The 16,370-nt window shown below is 68.0% G+C and carries 14 protein-coding genes; 8 read left to right on the top strand and 6 right to left on the bottom strand.

Annotated features, from left to right (window positions below):
- Positions 1-28: 28 nt before the first annotated feature.
- Genes AB0F72_RS16865 through AB0F72_RS16845 form a run of 5 tightly spaced genes read left to right on the top strand, consistent with a single transcriptional unit; the run spans position 29 to position 7,072 of the window.
- Positions 29-3,670: a nitrate reductase subunit alpha gene (locus AB0F72_RS16865; RefSeq protein ID WP_360431362.1), complete on the top strand. Its 3,642-nt coding sequence runs from the start codon at positions 29-31 to the stop codon at positions 3,668-3,670.
- 1 nt (position 3,671) lies between these two features.
- Positions 3,672-5,381, top strand: a complete 1,710-nt coding sequence (narH, locus tag AB0F72_RS16860; protein WP_360431360.1) for a nitrate reductase subunit beta — start codon at positions 3,672-3,674, stop codon at positions 5,379-5,381.
- Positions 5,378-5,992, top strand: coding sequence for a nitrate reductase molybdenum cofactor assembly chaperone (gene narJ, locus AB0F72_RS16855; RefSeq protein WP_360431357.1), 615 nt, complete (start codon positions 5,378-5,380; stop codon positions 5,990-5,992). Before narH ends, narJ begins: the two co-directional genes overlap by 4 nt.
- Positions 5,992-6,726 (top strand): respiratory nitrate reductase subunit gamma, encoded by a 735-nt coding sequence (gene narI, locus AB0F72_RS16850; RefSeq protein ID WP_360431354.1) that lies wholly within the window; start codon positions 5,992-5,994, stop codon positions 6,724-6,726. Before narJ ends, narI begins: the two co-directional genes overlap by 1 nt.
- A gap of 4 nt (positions 6,727-6,730) precedes the next feature.
- Positions 6,731-7,072: a cupin domain-containing protein gene (locus tag AB0F72_RS16845; RefSeq protein WP_360431351.1), complete on the top strand. Its 342-nt coding sequence runs from the start codon at positions 6,731-6,733 to the stop codon at positions 7,070-7,072.
- A gap of 7 nt (positions 7,073-7,079) precedes the next feature.
- On the opposite strand, the gene AB0F72_RS16840 is transcribed toward AB0F72_RS16845, so the two are convergent.
- The 5 genes from AB0F72_RS16840 to AB0F72_RS16820 form a co-directional block, all read right to left on the bottom strand.
- Positions 7,080-7,634 carry a DUF397 domain-containing protein gene (locus AB0F72_RS16840; protein ID WP_360431348.1) on the bottom strand — a complete coding sequence of 185 codons (555 nt, stop codon included), beginning with the start codon at positions 7,632-7,634 and terminating at the stop codon, positions 7,080-7,082.
- Positions 7,631-8,401, bottom strand: coding sequence for a hypothetical protein (locus AB0F72_RS16835; protein ID WP_360431345.1), 771 nt, complete (start codon positions 8,399-8,401; stop codon positions 7,631-7,633). The genes AB0F72_RS16840 and AB0F72_RS16835 overlap by 4 nt, the downstream gene beginning before the upstream one ends.
- Before the next feature lie 453 nt (positions 8,402-8,854).
- Entirely contained in the window at positions 8,855-9,550 is a 696-nt protein-coding gene (locus AB0F72_RS16830; RefSeq protein WP_360431342.1) for a GntR family transcriptional regulator, read from the bottom strand.
- A gap of 169 nt (positions 9,551-9,719) precedes the next feature.
- Positions 9,720-10,499: an ABC transporter permease gene (locus AB0F72_RS16825; RefSeq protein WP_360431339.1), complete on the bottom strand. Its 780-nt coding sequence runs from the start codon at positions 10,497-10,499 to the stop codon at positions 9,720-9,722.
- Positions 10,496-11,419 (bottom strand): ATP-binding cassette domain-containing protein, encoded by a 924-nt coding sequence (locus AB0F72_RS16820; protein WP_360431336.1) that lies wholly within the window; start codon positions 11,417-11,419, stop codon positions 10,496-10,498. The genes AB0F72_RS16825 and AB0F72_RS16820 overlap by 4 nt, the downstream gene beginning before the upstream one ends.
- A gap of 79 nt (positions 11,420-11,498) precedes the next feature.
- Here AB0F72_RS16820 and AB0F72_RS16815 point away from each other — a divergent pair, with 79 nt between their 5' ends.
- The 3 genes from AB0F72_RS16815 (at position 11,499) to AB0F72_RS16805 (ending at position 14,993) form a co-directional block, all read left to right on the top strand.
- Positions 11,499-12,266: a TetR/AcrR family transcriptional regulator C-terminal domain-containing protein gene (locus AB0F72_RS16815; protein ID WP_360431333.1), complete on the top strand. Its 768-nt coding sequence runs from the start codon at positions 11,499-11,501 to the stop codon at positions 12,264-12,266.
- A gap of 161 nt (positions 12,267-12,427) precedes the next feature.
- Positions 12,428-13,081, top strand: a complete 654-nt coding sequence (locus AB0F72_RS16810; RefSeq protein ID WP_360431330.1) for an SDR family oxidoreductase — start codon at positions 12,428-12,430, stop codon at positions 13,079-13,081.
- 721 nt (positions 13,082-13,802) lie between these two features.
- Positions 13,803-14,993, top strand: coding sequence for a cytochrome P450 (locus AB0F72_RS16805; RefSeq protein ID WP_360431328.1), 1,191 nt, complete (start codon positions 13,803-13,805; stop codon positions 14,991-14,993).
- A 212-nt stretch (positions 14,994-15,205) separates the two neighbouring features.
- On the opposite strand, the gene AB0F72_RS16800 is transcribed toward AB0F72_RS16805, so the two are convergent.
- Positions 15,206-16,366 carry an RtcB family protein gene (locus AB0F72_RS16800; protein ID WP_360431325.1) on the bottom strand — a complete coding sequence of 387 codons (1,161 nt, stop codon included), beginning with the start codon at positions 16,364-16,366 and terminating at the stop codon, positions 15,206-15,208.
- Positions 16,367-16,370: the final 4 nt, after the last annotated feature.

The raw sequence follows: 16,370 nt of genomic DNA, 5'->3' as shown, positions 1-16,370 counted from the left end.
GAGGTCACCAAACCAGGGGGACAGTTCGATGACGAACGGATCCGGGTCGGCCGGGCAGGCGTTGCTGCGCTTCGGCGGCTTGGTACGCCGGGCCAAGGTGTCGCCGGACGGCCGGGCGCTGTACCAGATCGGCGGCCGGGAGGCGGACGCCTTCTACCGCGACCGCTGGTCCTACGACAAGGTGGTGCGCTCGACCCACGGCGTCAACTGCACCGGGTCCTGCTCGTGGAAGGTCTACGTCCGCGACGGCATCATCACCTGGGAGCAGCAGCAGACCGACTACCCGAGCGTTGGGCCGGACAAGCCGGAGTACGAGCCGCGCGGCTGCCCGCGTGGTGCGGCGTTCTCCTGGTACACCTATTCCCCGACGCGCGTGCGCTACCCGTATGCCCGTGGGGTCCTGGTCGAGATGTTCCGTGAGGCGCGTAAGCGTCTCGGTGACCCGGTGGCCGCGTGGACCGAGATTCAGGACGCCCCGCTGAAGCGGCGCGCCTACCAGCAGGCTCGCGGCCAGGGCGGTCTGGTGAGGGTGACGTGGGACGAGGCCCTGGAGATGGTCGCCGCCGCGCACGTGCACGCGATCAAGCGGTACGGCCCGGACCGGATCGCGGGTTTCTCGCCGATCCCCGCGATGTCGATGGTGTCGCATGCGGTGGGTGCCCGGTTCATGAGCCTGATCGGCGGCACGATGCTGTCGTTCTACGACTGGTACGCCGATCTGCCGGTGGCGTCGCCGCAGGTGTTCGGGGATCAGACCGACGTTCCGGAGTCGGGCGACTGGTGGGACGCCTCGTACCTGATGATGTGGGGTTCCAACGTGCCGGTGACCCGCACCCCGGACGCGCACTGGATGGCCGAAGCCCGCTACCGGGGACAGAAGGTCATCGTGGTCAGCCCCGACTTCGCCGACAACGTGAAGTTCGCCGACGAGTGGATGCCGGCCCAGCCGGGCACCGACGGCGCCCTCGCGATGGCGATGGGTCACGTCATTCTCAAGGAGTTCTTCGTCGACCGGCGTACGCCACGCTTCGTCGACTACGTGCGCAAGTACACCGACCTCCCCTTTTTGATCACCCTCCAGCAGGGGGCTGACGGGGCGTACCGGCCGGACCGGTTCCTGACCGATGAGGATCTGGGCGGGACGTCGGCGTTCAAGACGGTGCTGTGGGACTCGGTCACCGGTGCGCCGGCCGTGCCGCGCGGTAGCCTCGGCCACCGTTTCGGTGAGCCGGGTGAGTGGAATCTCGACCTGGGTGCCATCGAGCCCGCACTGACCTGCTGGGAAACCGGGAACTCGGTTGAGGTGGTGCTGCCGCGCTTCGACACCGACACGCCGGGAGTGCTGCGCCGCGGGGTGCCGACCCGGACGGTCGGCGACAAGCTGGTGACCACGGTCTTCGACCTGCTGCTGGCGCAGTACGGGGTGTCGCGACCGGAGCTTGCGGGGCAGTGGCCGTCCGGCTACGACGATCCGGCGACGCCGTACACGCCGGCCTGGCAGGAACCGATCACCGGCGTGCCGGCCGCGCAGGTGGCGCGGGTGGCCCGGGAGTTCGCCGACAACGCCGAGCGCTCCGGCGGCCGGTCGATGATCCTGCTCGGCGCGGGCGTCAACCAGTGGTTCCACGGCGACGCCACCTACCGCGGGATCCTGGCGCTGGTCACCCTCACCGGATGCCAGGGGGTCAACGGTGGCGGGTGGGCGCATTACGTGGGCCAGGAGAAGTGCCGGCCGGTCACCGGATGGCAGCAGCTGGCGTTCGCCCTCGACTGGGTGCGCCCGCCGCGGCAGATGATCGGTACGGCGTACTGGTACACCCACACCGACCAGTGGCGTTACGACACCTACTCCGCCGACACCGTGTCCTCACCAACCGGCAAGGGCCTGTTCAACGGCAAGCACACCATGGATCTGCTGGCCCAGTCGGCACGGCTCGGCTGGATGCCGTCGATGCCGACCTTCGACCGCAATCCCCTGGATCTGGCCGACGAGGCCGGTGACGACCCCGGCGCGTACGTGGCGCGGGCCCTGCAGGAGAAGCGGCTCGGGTTCGCGTGCACCGATCCGGACGACGAGAAGAACTGGCCCCGGGTGTTCATCGCCTGGCGGGCCAACATCCTCGGCTCGTCGGCCAAGGGCAACGAGTACTTCCTGAAACACCTGCTCGGAACCCGCTCGAACCTGCGCACCGGCGACGCCGGCCCGGGGCACCGGCCGCGGGATGTGCGGTGGATCGACCAGGCCCCCGAGGGCAAGCTGGACATGATGGTCAGCCTCGACTTCCGGATGACCTCGACCACGCTGCTGTCCGACGTGGTGCTGCCGGCCGCCACCTGGTACGAGAAGCATGACCTGAACACGACGGACATGCACCCGTTCATCCACGCGTTCACCCCGGCGATCAACCCACCGTGGCAGACGCGAACCGACTTCGACATCTTCCACGGACTGGCCCGCACGTTCTCGGCTATGGCGAAGACTCACCTGGGAGTCCGCAAGGACCTGGTCGCGGCGCCGCTGCTGCACGACACCCCGGACGCGATGGCCACCCCGCACGGCCGGGTCAGCGATTGGCAAGAGACCGGTGAGATGCCGGTGCCCGGCAAGACCATGCCGAAGATCGTGGTGGTGGAGCGCGACTACGGCGCGATCGCCGACAAACTCGGCGCGCTCGGCCCGCTGCTCGACAAGCTCGGCACCACGGTCAAGGGTTACTCGGTCGACGTCAGCCCGGAGATCGATTACCTGCGGCACAAGAACGGGGCGATCCGCGGCGGGGTCGCCGACGGCCGGCCGTCGCTGGCGAAGGACATCCACGCGTGTGAGGCGATCCTCGCCCTGTCCGGCACGACCAACGGCCGAGTCGCCACGGCCGGGTTCAAGGACGTGGAGAAACGCACCGGCGTGAAGCTGGCCGACCTGGCTGCCGAGCACGAGGGCAAGCAGATCACCTTCGCCGACTGCCAGGCCCGCCCGGTGCCGGTGATCACCAGCCCGGAGTGGTCCGGCAGCGAGACCGGCGGGCGCCGCTACTCCCCCTTCACGATCAACGTCGAACGCCTCAAGCCGTGGCACACGCTCACCGGCCGCCAGCATTTCTACGTCGCCCATGACTGGATGCACGAGGCCGGTGAGACGCTGCCGATCTTCCGGCCGCCGCTGAACATGCACCGCCTGTTCGGTGAGCCGCAGCTCGGCCGCAACGGCGAACTCGAGATCACCGTGCGGTACCTGACACCGCACTCGAAGTGGTCGATCCACTCCGAGTACCAGGACAACCTGATCATGCTGACGCTGTCCCGCGGCGGGCCGACGATGTGGATGAGCGAAGCCGACGCCGCGAAAATCAATGTCCGGGACAACGACTGGATCGAGGCGGTCAACCGCAACGGCGTCGTCGTCTGCCGGGCCATCGTCACGCACAAGATGCCCGAGGGCACGGTGTACTTCTACCACGCTCAGGAACGCGTCATCGACGTGCCGAAGGCCGAGGTCAACGGCCGGCGCGGCGGCATCCACAACTCACTGACCCGGCTGCTGGTCAAACCCACCCACATCATCGGCGGGTATGCCCAGCTGTCCTTCGCGTTCAACTACCTCGGGCCGACCGGCAACCAGCGCGACGAGGTCACCGTCATCCGTCGCCGCTCGCAGGACGTGGAGTACTGACATGCGCGTGATGGCCCAAGTGGCGATGGTCATGAATCTCGACAAGTGCATCGGCTGCCACACCTGCTCGGTCACCTGCAAGCAGGCGTGGACGAACCGGTCCGGCGTCGAGTACGTGTGGTTCAACAACGTCGAGTCGCGCCCCGGGCAGGGATACCCGCGCACCTACCAGGACCAGGAGAAGTGGCAGGGCGGCTGGGTGCGGACCCGGTCCGGCCGGCTCAAGCCCCGCGCCGGCGGCCGGGTGAAGAAACTGTTCAGCATCTTCGCCAACCCGAAATTGCCGTCGATGCAGGACTACTACGAGCCGTGGACCTACGACTACGAGCACCTGCTCACCGCCCCGGCCGGCACGGACCTTCCGGTCGCCCGCCCGAAGAGTCTGCTGACCGGGCAGGACACGAAGGTCACCTGGTCGGCGAACTGGGATGACTCGCTGGGCGGCGGCAACGAGGTGCTCGCTGCCGACCCGCTCCTGCGACAGGTGTCCGATCAGGTACGCCAGGAGTACGAAAAGGCGTTCCTGTTCTTCCTGCCGCGGATCTGCGAGCACTGCCTGAACCCGTCGTGCGCGGCGTCGTGCCCGTCCGGGGCGATCTACAAGCGGGCCGAGGACGGCATCGTGCTCGTCGACCAGGATCGGTGCCGGGGCTGGCGGATGTGCGTGACCGGCTGCCCGTACAAGAAGGTGTATTTCAACCACCGCACCGGCAAGGCCGAGAAGTGCACGTTCTGCTTTCCCCGCATCGAGATCGGCCAGCCCACCATCTGCAGTGAGACCTGCGTCGGCCGGCTGCGCTACATCGGCGTGATGCTCTACGACGCCGACGCGGTGACCAAAGCCGCGGCGGTCAAGGACGAGCACGACCTTTACGACGCCCAGCGGTCGGTCTTCCTCGACCCGAACGACCCGGCGGTGGCCCGAGCCGCGTTCGCCGCAGGCATTCCCGAGGACTGGATCGACGCGGCCCGCCGGTCCCCGGTCTGGGACCTGATCATGAAGTACGAGGTGGCGCTGCCCCTGCATCCGGAGTACCGCACCATGCCGATGGTCTGGTACATCCCGCCGCTGTCACCGGTCGTCGACGTGCTCCGCGACACGGGCCACGACGGCGAGGACCCGCACAACCTGTTCGGCGCCGTCGATGCGCTGCGCATCCCCCTCGAGTACCTCGCCGGGCTGTTCACCGCCGGCGACACCGAACCGGTCCGGGCCGTACTGAACAGGCTCGCCGCGATGCGCTCCTACCAACGCCGCATCAACCTCGGCGAGAAGCCCGACGACTCCATCCCCGCTGCGGTCGGCATGACGCCGGAGGAGATGAACGACATGTACCGGCTGCTCGCCATCGCCAAATACGAGCAGCGCTATGTCATCCCGGCCGCCCACGCCGAGGACGCCCACCGGCTCGAACAGATCGCCACCGAGTGCTCGCTGGACTACGACGGCGGACCCGGCATGTATCAGACCGGCCCGTTCGGTGAGGCCTCCGGAACCGCCGTCCCGGTGCAGGTGGAGACCTTCCACATGCTTCGAGAGCGGCAGACCTCGGACGGATTCACCGACGCGGGTGACGAGCCCCGGCGGGTGAACCTGCTCAACTGGGACGGCAACGGTCGCCCCGAGGGTCTGTTCCCGCCCCGCCGCGATCCCGCTGCCGGAGGCGGGGCCACCACCGGCCCCGGCGTCATCGACGAGGACCGGCCGTGACCCCGAACTGGCGGCCGATCGCCGCCCGCGCCGCCTCCCTGCTGCTGCGCTACCCCGACGACACGGTCCTTTCCGCCCTGCCGATCATCGGCGAGGCACTGCCCGCACTGCCCGCCGCTGTCGCCGAGCCCCTGCACGTGGTGGCCGGACACCGCAGCACCACCGAGACCGGCCCGCTGCGCACCGCATACGTCGAGCTGTTCGACTTCCGCCGTCGCGCCAGTCTGCACCTGACCTACTACACCTGCGGCGACACCCGCAGACGCGGCGAAGCCCTGGCCGACTTCGCCGCCACCTACAAACACGCCGGCCTCGAACTCATCGACGGGGAACTGCCCGACTACCTGCCCGCCGTGCTCGACCTCGCTGCCGAACACGACTCCGGCTGGCAGCTGCTACGCGACAACCGGATCGGGCTCGACCTCCTGACCGCGTCGCTGGAGAAGGACGGCTCGGTGTACCGGCACGCCGTCGACGCCGTCCGCGCCATGCTGCCCCCAGCCTCCCCCCGTGACCTGGCCGCCGCCGCCGGCCTGGCCCGCAGCGGCCCACCCGCGGAACAGGTCGGCCTGGAACCCTTCGGACTCGTCAACACCAGCGGGGGACGCTGATGAACAACACCGACATCCTGCTCTGGGTCGTCTACCCCTACCTGTCGATCGCGATCCTGATCGGCGGCACCATCTGGCGCTACCGCTACGACAAGTTCGGCTGGACCACCCGCTCCTCGCAGCTGTACGAGACCACCATCCTGCGCTGGGGCAGCCCGCTGTTCCACTTCGGCGTGCTGTTCGTGCTCATCGGCCACGTGATCGGCCTGCTCATCCCCAAGTCGTGGACCGAAGCCGTCGGCATCACCGAGCATGCCTACCACCTGATGGCCGTCTTCATCGGCACCGTCGCCGGGCTCTGCACCCTGATCGGCATGGCCCTGCTCATCGCACGCCGCCGGCTCACCGGCCCGGTCTTCGCCGCCACCACCAAGAACGACAAGGCCATGTACGTGGTCCTCGCCGCCGTGATCATTTGCGGTCTCTGGGCGACCGCTCGCGCCAACATCGCCGGTGCCGGCTACGACTACCGCGAAACCGTCTCACCGTGGCTGCGCTCGCTGTTCTACTTCCAGCCCGACGCGGAACTGATGGCCGCCGTGCCCACCACCTTCCAGGTGCACGTCATCGCCGCGTTCGCACTCTTCGCGTTCTGGCCGTTCACCCGCCTCGTCCACGCGTTCAGCGCCCCCATCGGCTACGCCACCCGCCCGTACGTCGTCTACCGCTACCGCGACACCCGCGGCGGCCTGCGCCCCACCCGGCCCGGCTGGGAGACACCCTCGAGAAAGTGAGCACATGCCCCCTATGCACAAGATCGCCCTTGACGCCCTGACCGAACAGCACCTGGCCGCCGCACGGCTCGCCGCGAGCGGCCGCAGCGCGCACACCGTCCTCGGCGGCCACGACGCCACGCTGCGGCAGACCCTCATCGCGCTGGCCGGTGGGCAGAAGCTGGACGACCACGAGAGCCCCGGTGAGGCGACGCTGCAGGTTTTGCGTGGTCACGTGCGGTTGTTCACGGGCAATGACAGCGCCGATGCGGCGACCGGGGAGCTGCTGGTGATCCCGGACGAGCGGCATGCGCTGGAGGCCATCCACGACAGCGTGGTCCTGCTGACCGTCGCCAAGCGCCCCTGACAACCGGTCAGCAGGGCTGCACAAGGGGATCGTCGATGAGCGAATTGCCGGTCGCCGCGAGTTCGAGGCGCTTTTCTTCGTTGAGGCCTTCGTACGGCTGGCGATCGGCTTCGGGGCGCAGTGTCGCTATGGCCTTCGGATGAACTCCGCGTTCGAGGGCGCGGGCGAAGATGCGCCACTCCGGTTGAGTCAGGTAAAGGGCGGGTCCATCGGGGCGGCCACCGGCGCGGATGCAGATGATTCCGCGGACCTGAGCGACCTGGACCGGCTGACCGGACTTCGCCGTGGTGGAGGTCTGCCAGCGTGCTTCGCCGGCTTTCTCGCCCTCTTTGAAGTCCTGCTCCAGGGCGTCGAGGTCCGCTTCCGTTCGCGGGTAGGTCGGCATCTCGGGAAGATCGCGCCCGGCGATGGCCTGCTCACGGGCCTCGAAAGCCGCGGTCATGGCGGCGCGGGCCTGCTCGCGGTGCCAGCTATCGCTGCGATTGGGATGGGCGGCTTGAATGAGCTCAAGGCTGTGACGGTAGAAGCTTCCGGGCTCTGAAACCCCCTTGGCTCTTGTCATGTCATTCTCCGCTCGCCATCAGGTAAATCCGTATGACAAATGGGGCATTTTCCCGTCGTGCTGCTGGTGCGCGCCCGCCACAAAAGGTCGACGGAGTCGACCACGCCGAGGCGCATTGCGATTACCGGAGGGTCCTCGGGTGAAACCACGTCTCGATGCTCCAGGTTGTCGACGACCTCCAGTTCGAAGTGATCCTGCGCGATCTTCCAATCCCCGTCGTGCACGGCGACGAAATAGTCGACGAACGCATTGGTGATTCCGAATTCCGCCGTCTTCCTACGGTCCGACAATTCTGGGATCTTGCTGAGCCATCGCGATGGACCCGCCAGGCTGTCCGCAGCCGCCATGAGAGGAACGGGTGTCGGAGCGACCGGGTCTTGCTGGTGTCCGAGATCGGACGCTTCGTCGGTGGAAGTCCGTGCCACCGCCTCGCCAGTGCCGCCGATGGGCGGACCCGCAGCCCGGCGGCTCGAACTGCGACGCCGGTTGACGCGGGCGCCGAACGCATAGCCGGCCACGGCGCCGATAAGGGCGGGCATGAAGAAGTGCCCGGTCACGGCCAGGGGCCACGCGAGCCAGACATACTGAACCCTGGGGTCCCTCGGCGAAACGATCGCGCTGCTCAAGTCATACGCATACCCCCATCCGTTCGTGAATCCGTTCGTCACGTACAAGATCAAATATATACCGACCGCCGGACACACGACGCGGATCAGGAAAAATTCGAAGTTCGGCAGAGCATGGCTGGACCGGGAAAGATTCCGCAAGGCCCTATAAGATCGACTTCGGGCGAGCACGTTCCATCGCCGCCCCCGCTTACGAGGCTTACCGGAAGATCGTTCGCGATTTTCTTCTGGCACTCGTTCACCGTACATTTAAGGGACAAGGCCGAGTGAAAATCATTTCCTCGATCGATCGCGCGTCCCAGCGTCGCGTCTGCGGCGTGAACGCTTCGCCACGCGGACACTCTTGATCTTCCGAGATGATCCATGTACCGGCCAGAGCTGCGGCATCGCACGAGGATGACGCCGGCGTCCCGGGTCAAGTCGTACCGAATGTGCGATACACGCACGCCATTCGCCGACTTCACTCAAGTTGACCATTGTGCGCAGCGCCAGAATGACAGAAAGTAGCAATTCCGGTACCGGACGCGGTGGATACGTTTTCGCGCCGGCCCCTCTTGAAAGAGACCCTACGTGACTGCGTTCAACATCAGCCGGCTAGGGATTGAGGGCGGGCACGACCCGGTCCAGCCGGCCGGTGTCGCCCCGGCCTCGGATGGCGATGATGGCGTTCAGGCTGTGCTGGCGGGTGCAGCGCTCCAGCTCGGACGGGTCGACGTGGCCGGAGCGCAGCATGCGCAGCAGCTCGTCGTGTTCGTTGACGGCGCTGGCCAGGCGGTGGGCCGGCCAGCGGGAGGCCAGCACCCGGGACGCGTCGATGCGGTCCCAGGCGCTGTCCAGCGTCTCGATCAGGTAGCGGTTGTCGCCGGCCGCGTAGAGCGTGCGGTGGAACAGCCGGTGCAGGGCCATCACCTCGCCGTGCTGGTCGGCGGGGCCGCCGGCGTGGGCGCGCAGCGCGTCGTTGAGGCGCTGGGCCTCGCCGAGCGCGGCCAGGGTGATCCGGCACTGGGCGCGCCGCATCGCGTAGCCGTCGAGCAGGGCGAGCATCTCGACGAGTTGCTCCCAGGCTTCGTCGTCGAGGGTGTTCACCCGGGCGCCGACGTTGCGCTCGAACGTGACCAGATCCTCGGCCTCGAGGCGGCGGATGGCCTCGCGCACCGGCACCGGGCTGACGTCGAGATCGCGGGCGATGGTGCTCAGGACAAGCCGCTCCCCCGGCTCGTAGCCGCCGTTGAGGATCCGTTCACGGATCGTGCGGTACACCGATTCGTGTTTCGAGAGCAGAGATGACATAGACCCCGTCCGCGGTGATCGTATATCTTTCGAAGGATCGTATACGATCCGACTGTCGTCGCTACGGGGGCGGGCGACAGCGCCGGTGCTGCCCGAGTGGGGGGCGGGCAGCACCGGTCGCCTCAACCGGTCAAGCGAGTCGATCAAGCAAGTCGATCAACTAACTTGATCAAGCCCGCAGTCGCCGATAAGCCCTCGCCGAGAGCGGCACGAAGATCGCGACCAGCACGAGCGGCCAGGCCAGCGCCAGCCACACCGCCCCGTCCTCGAGCACACCGCCGGTCACTCCGGTCGGGTTTCCGAACAGCTGCCGAGCGGCGGTCGCCGTGGCGGAGAGCGGGTTCCACGCGGCGATCGCGCCGAGCCACGCCGGCATCGTCTCGGCGGAGACGATCGCCGTGGAGAGGAAACCGATCGGCCACACCAGAACCTGCACCGCCACGGTCGCCCCGGAACCGCGGAAACTCAGGCCCAGGAAGATCCCGATCCAGAGCACGGCGAACCGCAGAAGCAACAGCAGGAGTACGGCCAGAGCAGCCGACGCCGGATCCGAGGTGATCCGCCAGCCGACCAGCAGACCGCCGACGACCATGACGAACAGCTCCACGGCGGAGTTCGTCATGTCGGCGCCCACCCGGCCCAAGGCGACCGAGGCGCTGCCGATCGGCATCGACCGGAACCGGTCGGTGATGCCCTTGCGGGCGTCGTTCGCCATCGCCGTGGCGGTGGTCTCGACGCCGAACATCATGCTGAGGGCCAGCATGCCGGGCAGCAGATAGTCGATGTAGTCGCCGCCACCGGGCAGGGTGATCGCGCCACCGAACAGGAAGCCGAAGACGAGCAACAGCATGATCGAGAAGAGCACCCCGAAGATCGGGGCCCATGGTTCCCGTACCCAATGGGCTAATTCTCTCTGGGTGAGAATCCAGCCGGCGCGCACTGTCGTCATCGGACGGCCTCCTTCTCGGTCAGGGTCAGGAAGACCTCGTCGAGGGTGGGCCGGCGCAGCTGGAGGTCCTCGGGCACGACGTTCATCTCGTCGAGGGCGCGGACGACCCCGGCCAGGCTCTCGCCGGTCAGCTCGACGGTGACCGTCCGGGTCTCCGCGTCGACCGCCGCGCCGGCGGGCAGGCCGTGGACGACCGCGTCGAGCGAGTCCCGCAGCCCCACCGTCACCGTGACCCGGTCGCCGCCGACCTGGCGTTTCAGCGCGTCGGGCGTACCCTCGGCAATGATCTTCCCGTGGTTCATCACGGAGATCTGTGAGGCGAGTTGGTCCGCTTCGTCCAGGTATTGGGTGGTGAGCAGGACCGTGGTGCCCCGGCCGGCGACCTCGCGGATGCTGTTCCACACCTCGTTGCGGGCGCGCGGGTCGAGCCCGGTGGTGGGTTCGTCGAGGAAGAGCGCGGCCGGGGTGAGGATGAGCCCGGCCGCGATGTCGAGGCGGCGCCGCATGCCGCCGCTGTAGGTGGAGACGGCCCGGCCGGCCGCCTCGGTCAGCTCGAAGACCGCGAGCAGCTCGTCCGCGCGGGACGCCGCCTCGGCTCTGGTCAACCCGTAGAGACGTCCGAACATGATCAGGTTCTGGCGACCGCCGAGCACCTCGTCGACGGCGGCGTTCTGGCCGATCAGTCCGATCCGGCGGCGGACCTCGGCGCCCTGGGTACGCACGTCGAAGCCGGCGACACTGGCCCGCCCCTCGCTGATGTCGATCAGGGTGGTCAGGGCTTTCACCGCGGTTGTCTTGCCGGCGCCGTTGGGGCCGAGCAGTCCGTGAATGACACCGGCCGGGACGTGCAGGTCGAATCCGTCGAGGGCGGACAGGTCGCCGTATCTCTTGCGCAGTCCTTCGGCGATCAGCGTGTGCACCGGGCGCTCCTTAACTCCGTATGCCTTACGGAAATACGTTGCGCCGAACACCGTACACCCCACGGGGTAATCTGCGCACATGGAAAACGGCGACCTTGACCGAACGCTGGAGCTGCTCTGGCGGCGAACCCTCGGCACACCGCAGGGCCGGCGCGGGCCGAAACAGCGGGTCAGCGTTGACGAGGTGATCCGGGCCGGGATCGCGGTGGCCGACGAGGAGGGGCTGCCGGCGTTCTCGATGCGCAAGGTCGCCGACCGGCTCGGGCTCAAGCTGATGAGCGTGTACACCTATGTACCCGGCCGCTCCGAGCTGATCGGGCTGATGGTGGACGAGGTCATCGGTGAGGTCGAGCATCCGCCGCACGAGGGTGACCTGCGAAACCGGATCACCGGTGTGGCCCGGCACATGTGGGACGAGTTCCACCGGCACCCGTGGCTGCTACAGGTGGAGAGCAGCCGCCCGTGGATCGGGCCGAACGGCAGCGAACGGTACGAGTGGCACCTCGCCGCCCTGGAAGGCGCCGGTTTCACCGACCTGGAGATGGACCTGGTCGTCTCCCTGATCGGCGACTTCACCAAGGGCGCGGCGAGCACGTCGATCCTGGCCCGGCGCACCGCCGAGCGGTCCGGGATCACCGATGCCGACTGGTGGGCGATGCACGCCCCGATCCTGGAACGGGTGATGACGCCGGGGGCGTACCCGCTCTCCGGGAGGGTCGGGACCGCGGCCGGGGAGGAGTACAACGCGATTGGTGATCCGGATCGGTCATTCGGGTTCGGCTTGGAGCGGCTCCTGGACGGTGTCGAGCTGCTGCTGAAAAATCGAAAGCCTCGTGACGTCTCGTGACGTCTTGTGACGTCTTGTGACGTCTCGTGGCAGCGCGTGCCGGCGGCGTGCGTGCCGCGGCGGCGTGCGTGCCGCGGCGGCGTGCGTGCCGCGGCGGCGTGCGTGCCGCGCGAACAACGACACCGAGCTGTCCGGACCGGGCGGCGAGGTAGCGTCGCGGCATGGACGTTCTGGTGGTCGGTGGACACGGCAAGATCGCACTGCGGCTGCTCGGGCTGCTCGCCGCGCGGGGTGACCGCGCTCGCGGACTGATCCGCAAACCGGAGCAGGCCGCCGCGCTGGAAGCGGTCGGCGCGATCCCGGTGCTGGGTGATCTCGAGGCCGCGGCGAGCCTGGAAGCCCAGGTCAAGGGCGCTGACGCGGTGGTTTTCGCGGCCGGCGCGGGCCCGGGCAGCGGGTCCGAGCGCAAGGCGACGGTCGATCTCGGCGGGGCGGTCAAGCTCACCGAGGCGGCAAAGGCCTTGGGGGTACGTCGATACGTGATGATCAGTTCCATCGGAGCAGAGCGTCCGGAGGCGGCAAGCGGCTCGATGCTGCCGTACCTCGAAGCCAAGGCGGAAGCGGACCGCCATCTGATCGCCAGCGGTCTCGACTACACGGTGATCCGGCCGGGTGCGCTGACCGACGACCCCGGGACCGGGCGGGTCCGGCTGACCACCGAACTGGGTGGGCGGGCACCGGTGTCCCGCGCGGACGTGGCGGCGGTGCTGGCCGAGGTGCTGCGAACCCCGTCCACGATCGGCGTGGTGGCCGAACTGTTCACCGGCGACGTCCCGATTCCGGAGGCAGTCCAGGCCCTGCGCCCCGCCCGGTAACCGCTGCGTGTGGACTTCAGGTGCGGAGCGCACCCGACTTCAACACGCGGGGAGGGCACGGCCACTGCGTGTGGACTTGAGGTGCGGAGCGCACCCGAGTTCAACACGCGGGCAGGGCACGGCCGCTGCGTGTGGACTTCAGGTGCGGAGCGCACCCCATTTCAACACGCGGGCAGGGCACGGCCGCTGCGTGTGGACTTCAGGTGCGGAGCGCACCCCATTTCAACACGCTGGGAGGGCACGGCCACTGCGTGTGGACTTCAGGTGCGGAGCGCACCCCAGTTCAACACGCGGGGAGGGCACGGCCACTGCGTGTGGACTTCAGGTGCGGAGCGCACCCCATTTCAACACGCGGGGAGGGCACGGCCACTGCGTGTGGACTTCAGGTGCGGAGCGCACCCCATTTCAACACGCGGGGAGGGCACGGCCGCTGCGTGTGGACTTCAGGTGCGGAGCGCACCCGAGTTCAACACGCTGGCGCCGCATCAGCTCTGCGTGTTGAGTTGAGGTGCGGAGCGCACCCGAACTCAACACGCTGAGAGGGTCGGGACCGGTCCGGCGTGAGTGGGCACCTGTCGCCGGCGGCCGCGCTGCGGCAGTGACCCGGCAGGATGATCGCGCGGTAGGCTCGGGAGGGTTTGCGTGCTTTTGGGGACCCGATGCGCGTACCCGCAGGAAGAGCGCAAGCGGAACGCCTGGCGTGCCGCGCGACACTTGTCGGATGGACTACGAAACCGCTCTCGCGTCGTTGTTCTCGGCTGACGGACGGCTGGACCCCTACCCGGCTTATGACACCATCCGGGAGCATGCGCCGATATTTCGGGCGCTCGACGGGCGCTGGTTCGTCACCACCCACGAGTTGACCAATCGGCTGCTGCGGGAGCCGAGCCTGCGCGTCGCGGACGCCGCCGACTATGACGGGATGTGGCCGGACTGGCGGGAGAACCGGGCGGTCGCGTCGATCGTGATGTCGATGTTGCAGTTCAATCCGCCGGAGCACACGCGGGTGCGGCGGGTCGCTGCGGCGACGTTCACGGCGCGGCGGGTGGCCGGTATGCGGGACGTGATCACCGGGATTGCCGAGAAGCTGATCAAGGAGATGCCCGAGCGGGCGGACTTCGTCAGCGCGTTCGCCTATCCGCTGCCGATCGCGGTGATCTGCGCGCTGCTCGGGGTGCCCGAATCGGATCAGTCGTGGTTCCGGCAGCGGGCCGCTGACCTGACCGTCGTGCTGGAACCGATCAGCTCGGAACAGGAGATGGCTACCGCCGACACGGCCGGGCGTGAGCTGGAGGATTACTTCATCGGGCTGATCGCCGAGCGGCAGAAGAACCCGCAGGAGGACCTCACCAGCGCCCTCGCCGCCGACGGAACGCTCACCGGACAGGAATTGCTCGCCAACCTCGTGCTGCTGCTCGTGGCCGGTTTTGAGACTACGACGAACCTTCTCGGCACCGGTCTCAAGATCCTGCTGGACCGGCCCGATCAGGCGGATCGGTTGCGCGCGGATCCGGGCCTTGCGGCCGCGTTCGTCGAGGAGACCCTGCGGTACGACTCACCGGTGCAGCTGACGACCCGGTTCACCAGCACGGCACTGGATCTCGGTGACGGTCACCATCTGGCCGCCGGTGTGCCGCTGACCATGCTGCTCGGGTCCGCGAACCGGGACCCGGCGCGGTACCCCGATCCGCACCGTTTCGACCCGGGTCGCCCGAGCATCCAGCCGGTGTCGTTCGGTGGCGGCGCCCATTACTGCCTCGGCGCGCCGCTGGCCCGGCTCGAGGCGCAGGTCGCGTTTCCGCTGCTCCTGCGCATACTTCCGGAGCTGCGGGCGGACGGCGAGCCGGTGCGGCGGGATCGGCTGGTGCTGCGCGGCTACGCGTCACTGCCAATCCGCACCAGCCGGCAATGACAAGACGTCAATTGCTGTCAACATGACCCGTCAACGTGAGGGTTCGACATGACTGGTCAACATGAGGCGTCAACGCGACACATCGACGTGAGGGTTCGACATGACTGGTCAACATGAGGCGTCAACGCGACACGTCGACGTGAAGATTCGACATGACTGGTCAACATGAGGCGTCAACGCGACACGTCGACATGAGGCGTCGACATGGCCCGTCAGTCGCCTTTCACGTTGACGATCTGGCGCAGGGTGTGGCGGATCTCGACCAGGTCGGCGGCATCGCGCATCACCACGTCGATCGGCTTGTAGGCCTGCGGGATCTCATCGAGGAACGCGTCGGTATCGCGGTACTCGATGCCCTTCATCGCCTCGCGCAGCTGCTCGCGGGTGAACGTCTTGCGTGCTTTCGACCGGGAGAAGGCGCGGCCCGCGCCGTGCGGTGACGAGTTCAGCGACTCCGGGTTGCCCTTGCCGGTCACGACGTAGGAGGCGTCACCCATCGACCCCGGGATCAGACCGGGCACCCCGGCGGCGGCGTTGATCGCCCCTTTCCGGGACAGCCACACCCGCTCACCGAAGTGGACCTCCTGCTCGGTGTAGTTGTGGTGGCACTGCACCCGTTCCCGCTGCTCGACCGGCCCGCCGATGAACTCGGCGAAGCAGTCGATCACGCGGTCCATCATCTCGTCCCGGTTGAGCAGCGCGAAGTTCTGCGCCCAGCGCAGCTCGGTCAGGTACGCGTCGAATTCCGGCGTGCCCTCGTCGAGGTAGGCCAGATCGCGGTCCGGGAGCCGGAGCCCGCGCTGCTGCGCGACCCGGATGTGATGGCTGGCGATCTTGTTGCCGACGCCGCGGGAGCCGGAGTGCAGGAACAGCCACACCGCGCCGTTCTCGTCATGGCTCACCTCGATGAAGTGGTTGCCGCTGCCGAGCGTGCCGAGCTGGAGGGCCCAGTTCTTCGCGTACTTCCCGGGATCGAACGCGTACTTCCCGGGATCGAGCGAAGCGGCCAGCTGGTCCACCCGTTTCCGGGCCGATTCGGTCAGCCTGGTGTTGTACGCCCCGGCGGAGAGCGGCACCGCCCGCTCGATGGCCGTCCGCAGCGTGCTCAGGTCGGGGCGCAGGTCGTCACGGTGGTACTGGGTGCGGACGGCGGCCATCCCACAGCCGATGTCGACACCGACCGCGGCCGGGATGATCGCCCCGAGGGTGGGGATGACCGAGCCCACTGTCGCGCCCTTGCCGAGGTGCGCGTCCGGCATGAGAGCGATGTGCGGGTGGATGAACGGCAGCCGCGACGCCGCCTCGGCCTGCCGTAGCGTCTCCTCCTCCAGCAGGCTGGCCCAGCTCACCAGGTGTTCGTTGATCCGCCGCATGATC

The organism is Actinoplanes sp. NPDC023936, assembly GCF_040639325.1.
Classification (GTDB): Bacteria; Actinomycetota; Actinomycetes; order Mycobacteriales; family Micromonosporaceae; genus Actinoplanes.
This window is presented reverse-complemented; position numbering and strand designations above follow the sequence as displayed.

What these genes read in the sequence shown, in the direction of transcription:
- AB0F72_RS16865 (WP_360431362.1), top strand. Translation starts at nt 29, where the DNA reads ATGACGAACGGATCCGGGTCGGCCGGGCAGGCGTTGCTGCGCTTCGGC.
- narH (WP_360431360.1), top strand. Translation starts at nt 3,672, where the DNA reads ATGCGCGTGATGGCCCAAGTGGCGATGGTCATGAATCTCGACAAGTGC.
- narI (WP_360431354.1), top strand. Translation starts at nt 5,992, where the DNA reads ATGAACAACACCGACATCCTGCTCTGGGTCGTCTACCCCTACCTGTCG.
- AB0F72_RS16845 (WP_360431351.1), top strand. Translation starts at nt 6,731, where the DNA reads ATGCCCCCTATGCACAAGATCGCCCTTGACGCCCTGACCGAACAGCAC.
- AB0F72_RS16840 (WP_360431348.1), bottom strand. Translation starts at nt 7,634, where the DNA reads ATGACAAGAGCCAAGGGGGTTTCAGAGCCCGGAAGCTTCTACCGTCAC.
- AB0F72_RS16830 (WP_360431342.1), bottom strand. Translation starts at nt 9,550, where the DNA reads ATGTCATCTCTGCTCTCGAAACACGAATCGGTGTACCGCACGATCCGT.
- AB0F72_RS16825 (WP_360431339.1), bottom strand. Translation starts at nt 10,499, where the DNA reads ATGACGACAGTGCGCGCCGGCTGGATTCTCACCCAGAGAGAATTAGCC.
- AB0F72_RS16815 (WP_360431333.1), top strand. Translation starts at nt 11,499, where the DNA reads ATGGAAAACGGCGACCTTGACCGAACGCTGGAGCTGCTCTGGCGGCGA.
- AB0F72_RS16810 (WP_360431330.1), top strand. Translation starts at nt 12,428, where the DNA reads ATGGACGTTCTGGTGGTCGGTGGACACGGCAAGATCGCACTGCGGCTG.
- AB0F72_RS16805 (WP_360431328.1), top strand. Translation starts at nt 13,803, where the DNA reads ATGGACTACGAAACCGCTCTCGCGTCGTTGTTCTCGGCTGACGGACGG.
- AB0F72_RS16800 (WP_360431325.1), bottom strand. Translation starts at nt 16,366, where the DNA reads ATGCGGCGGATCAACGAACACCTGGTGAGCTGGGCCAGCCTGCTGGAG.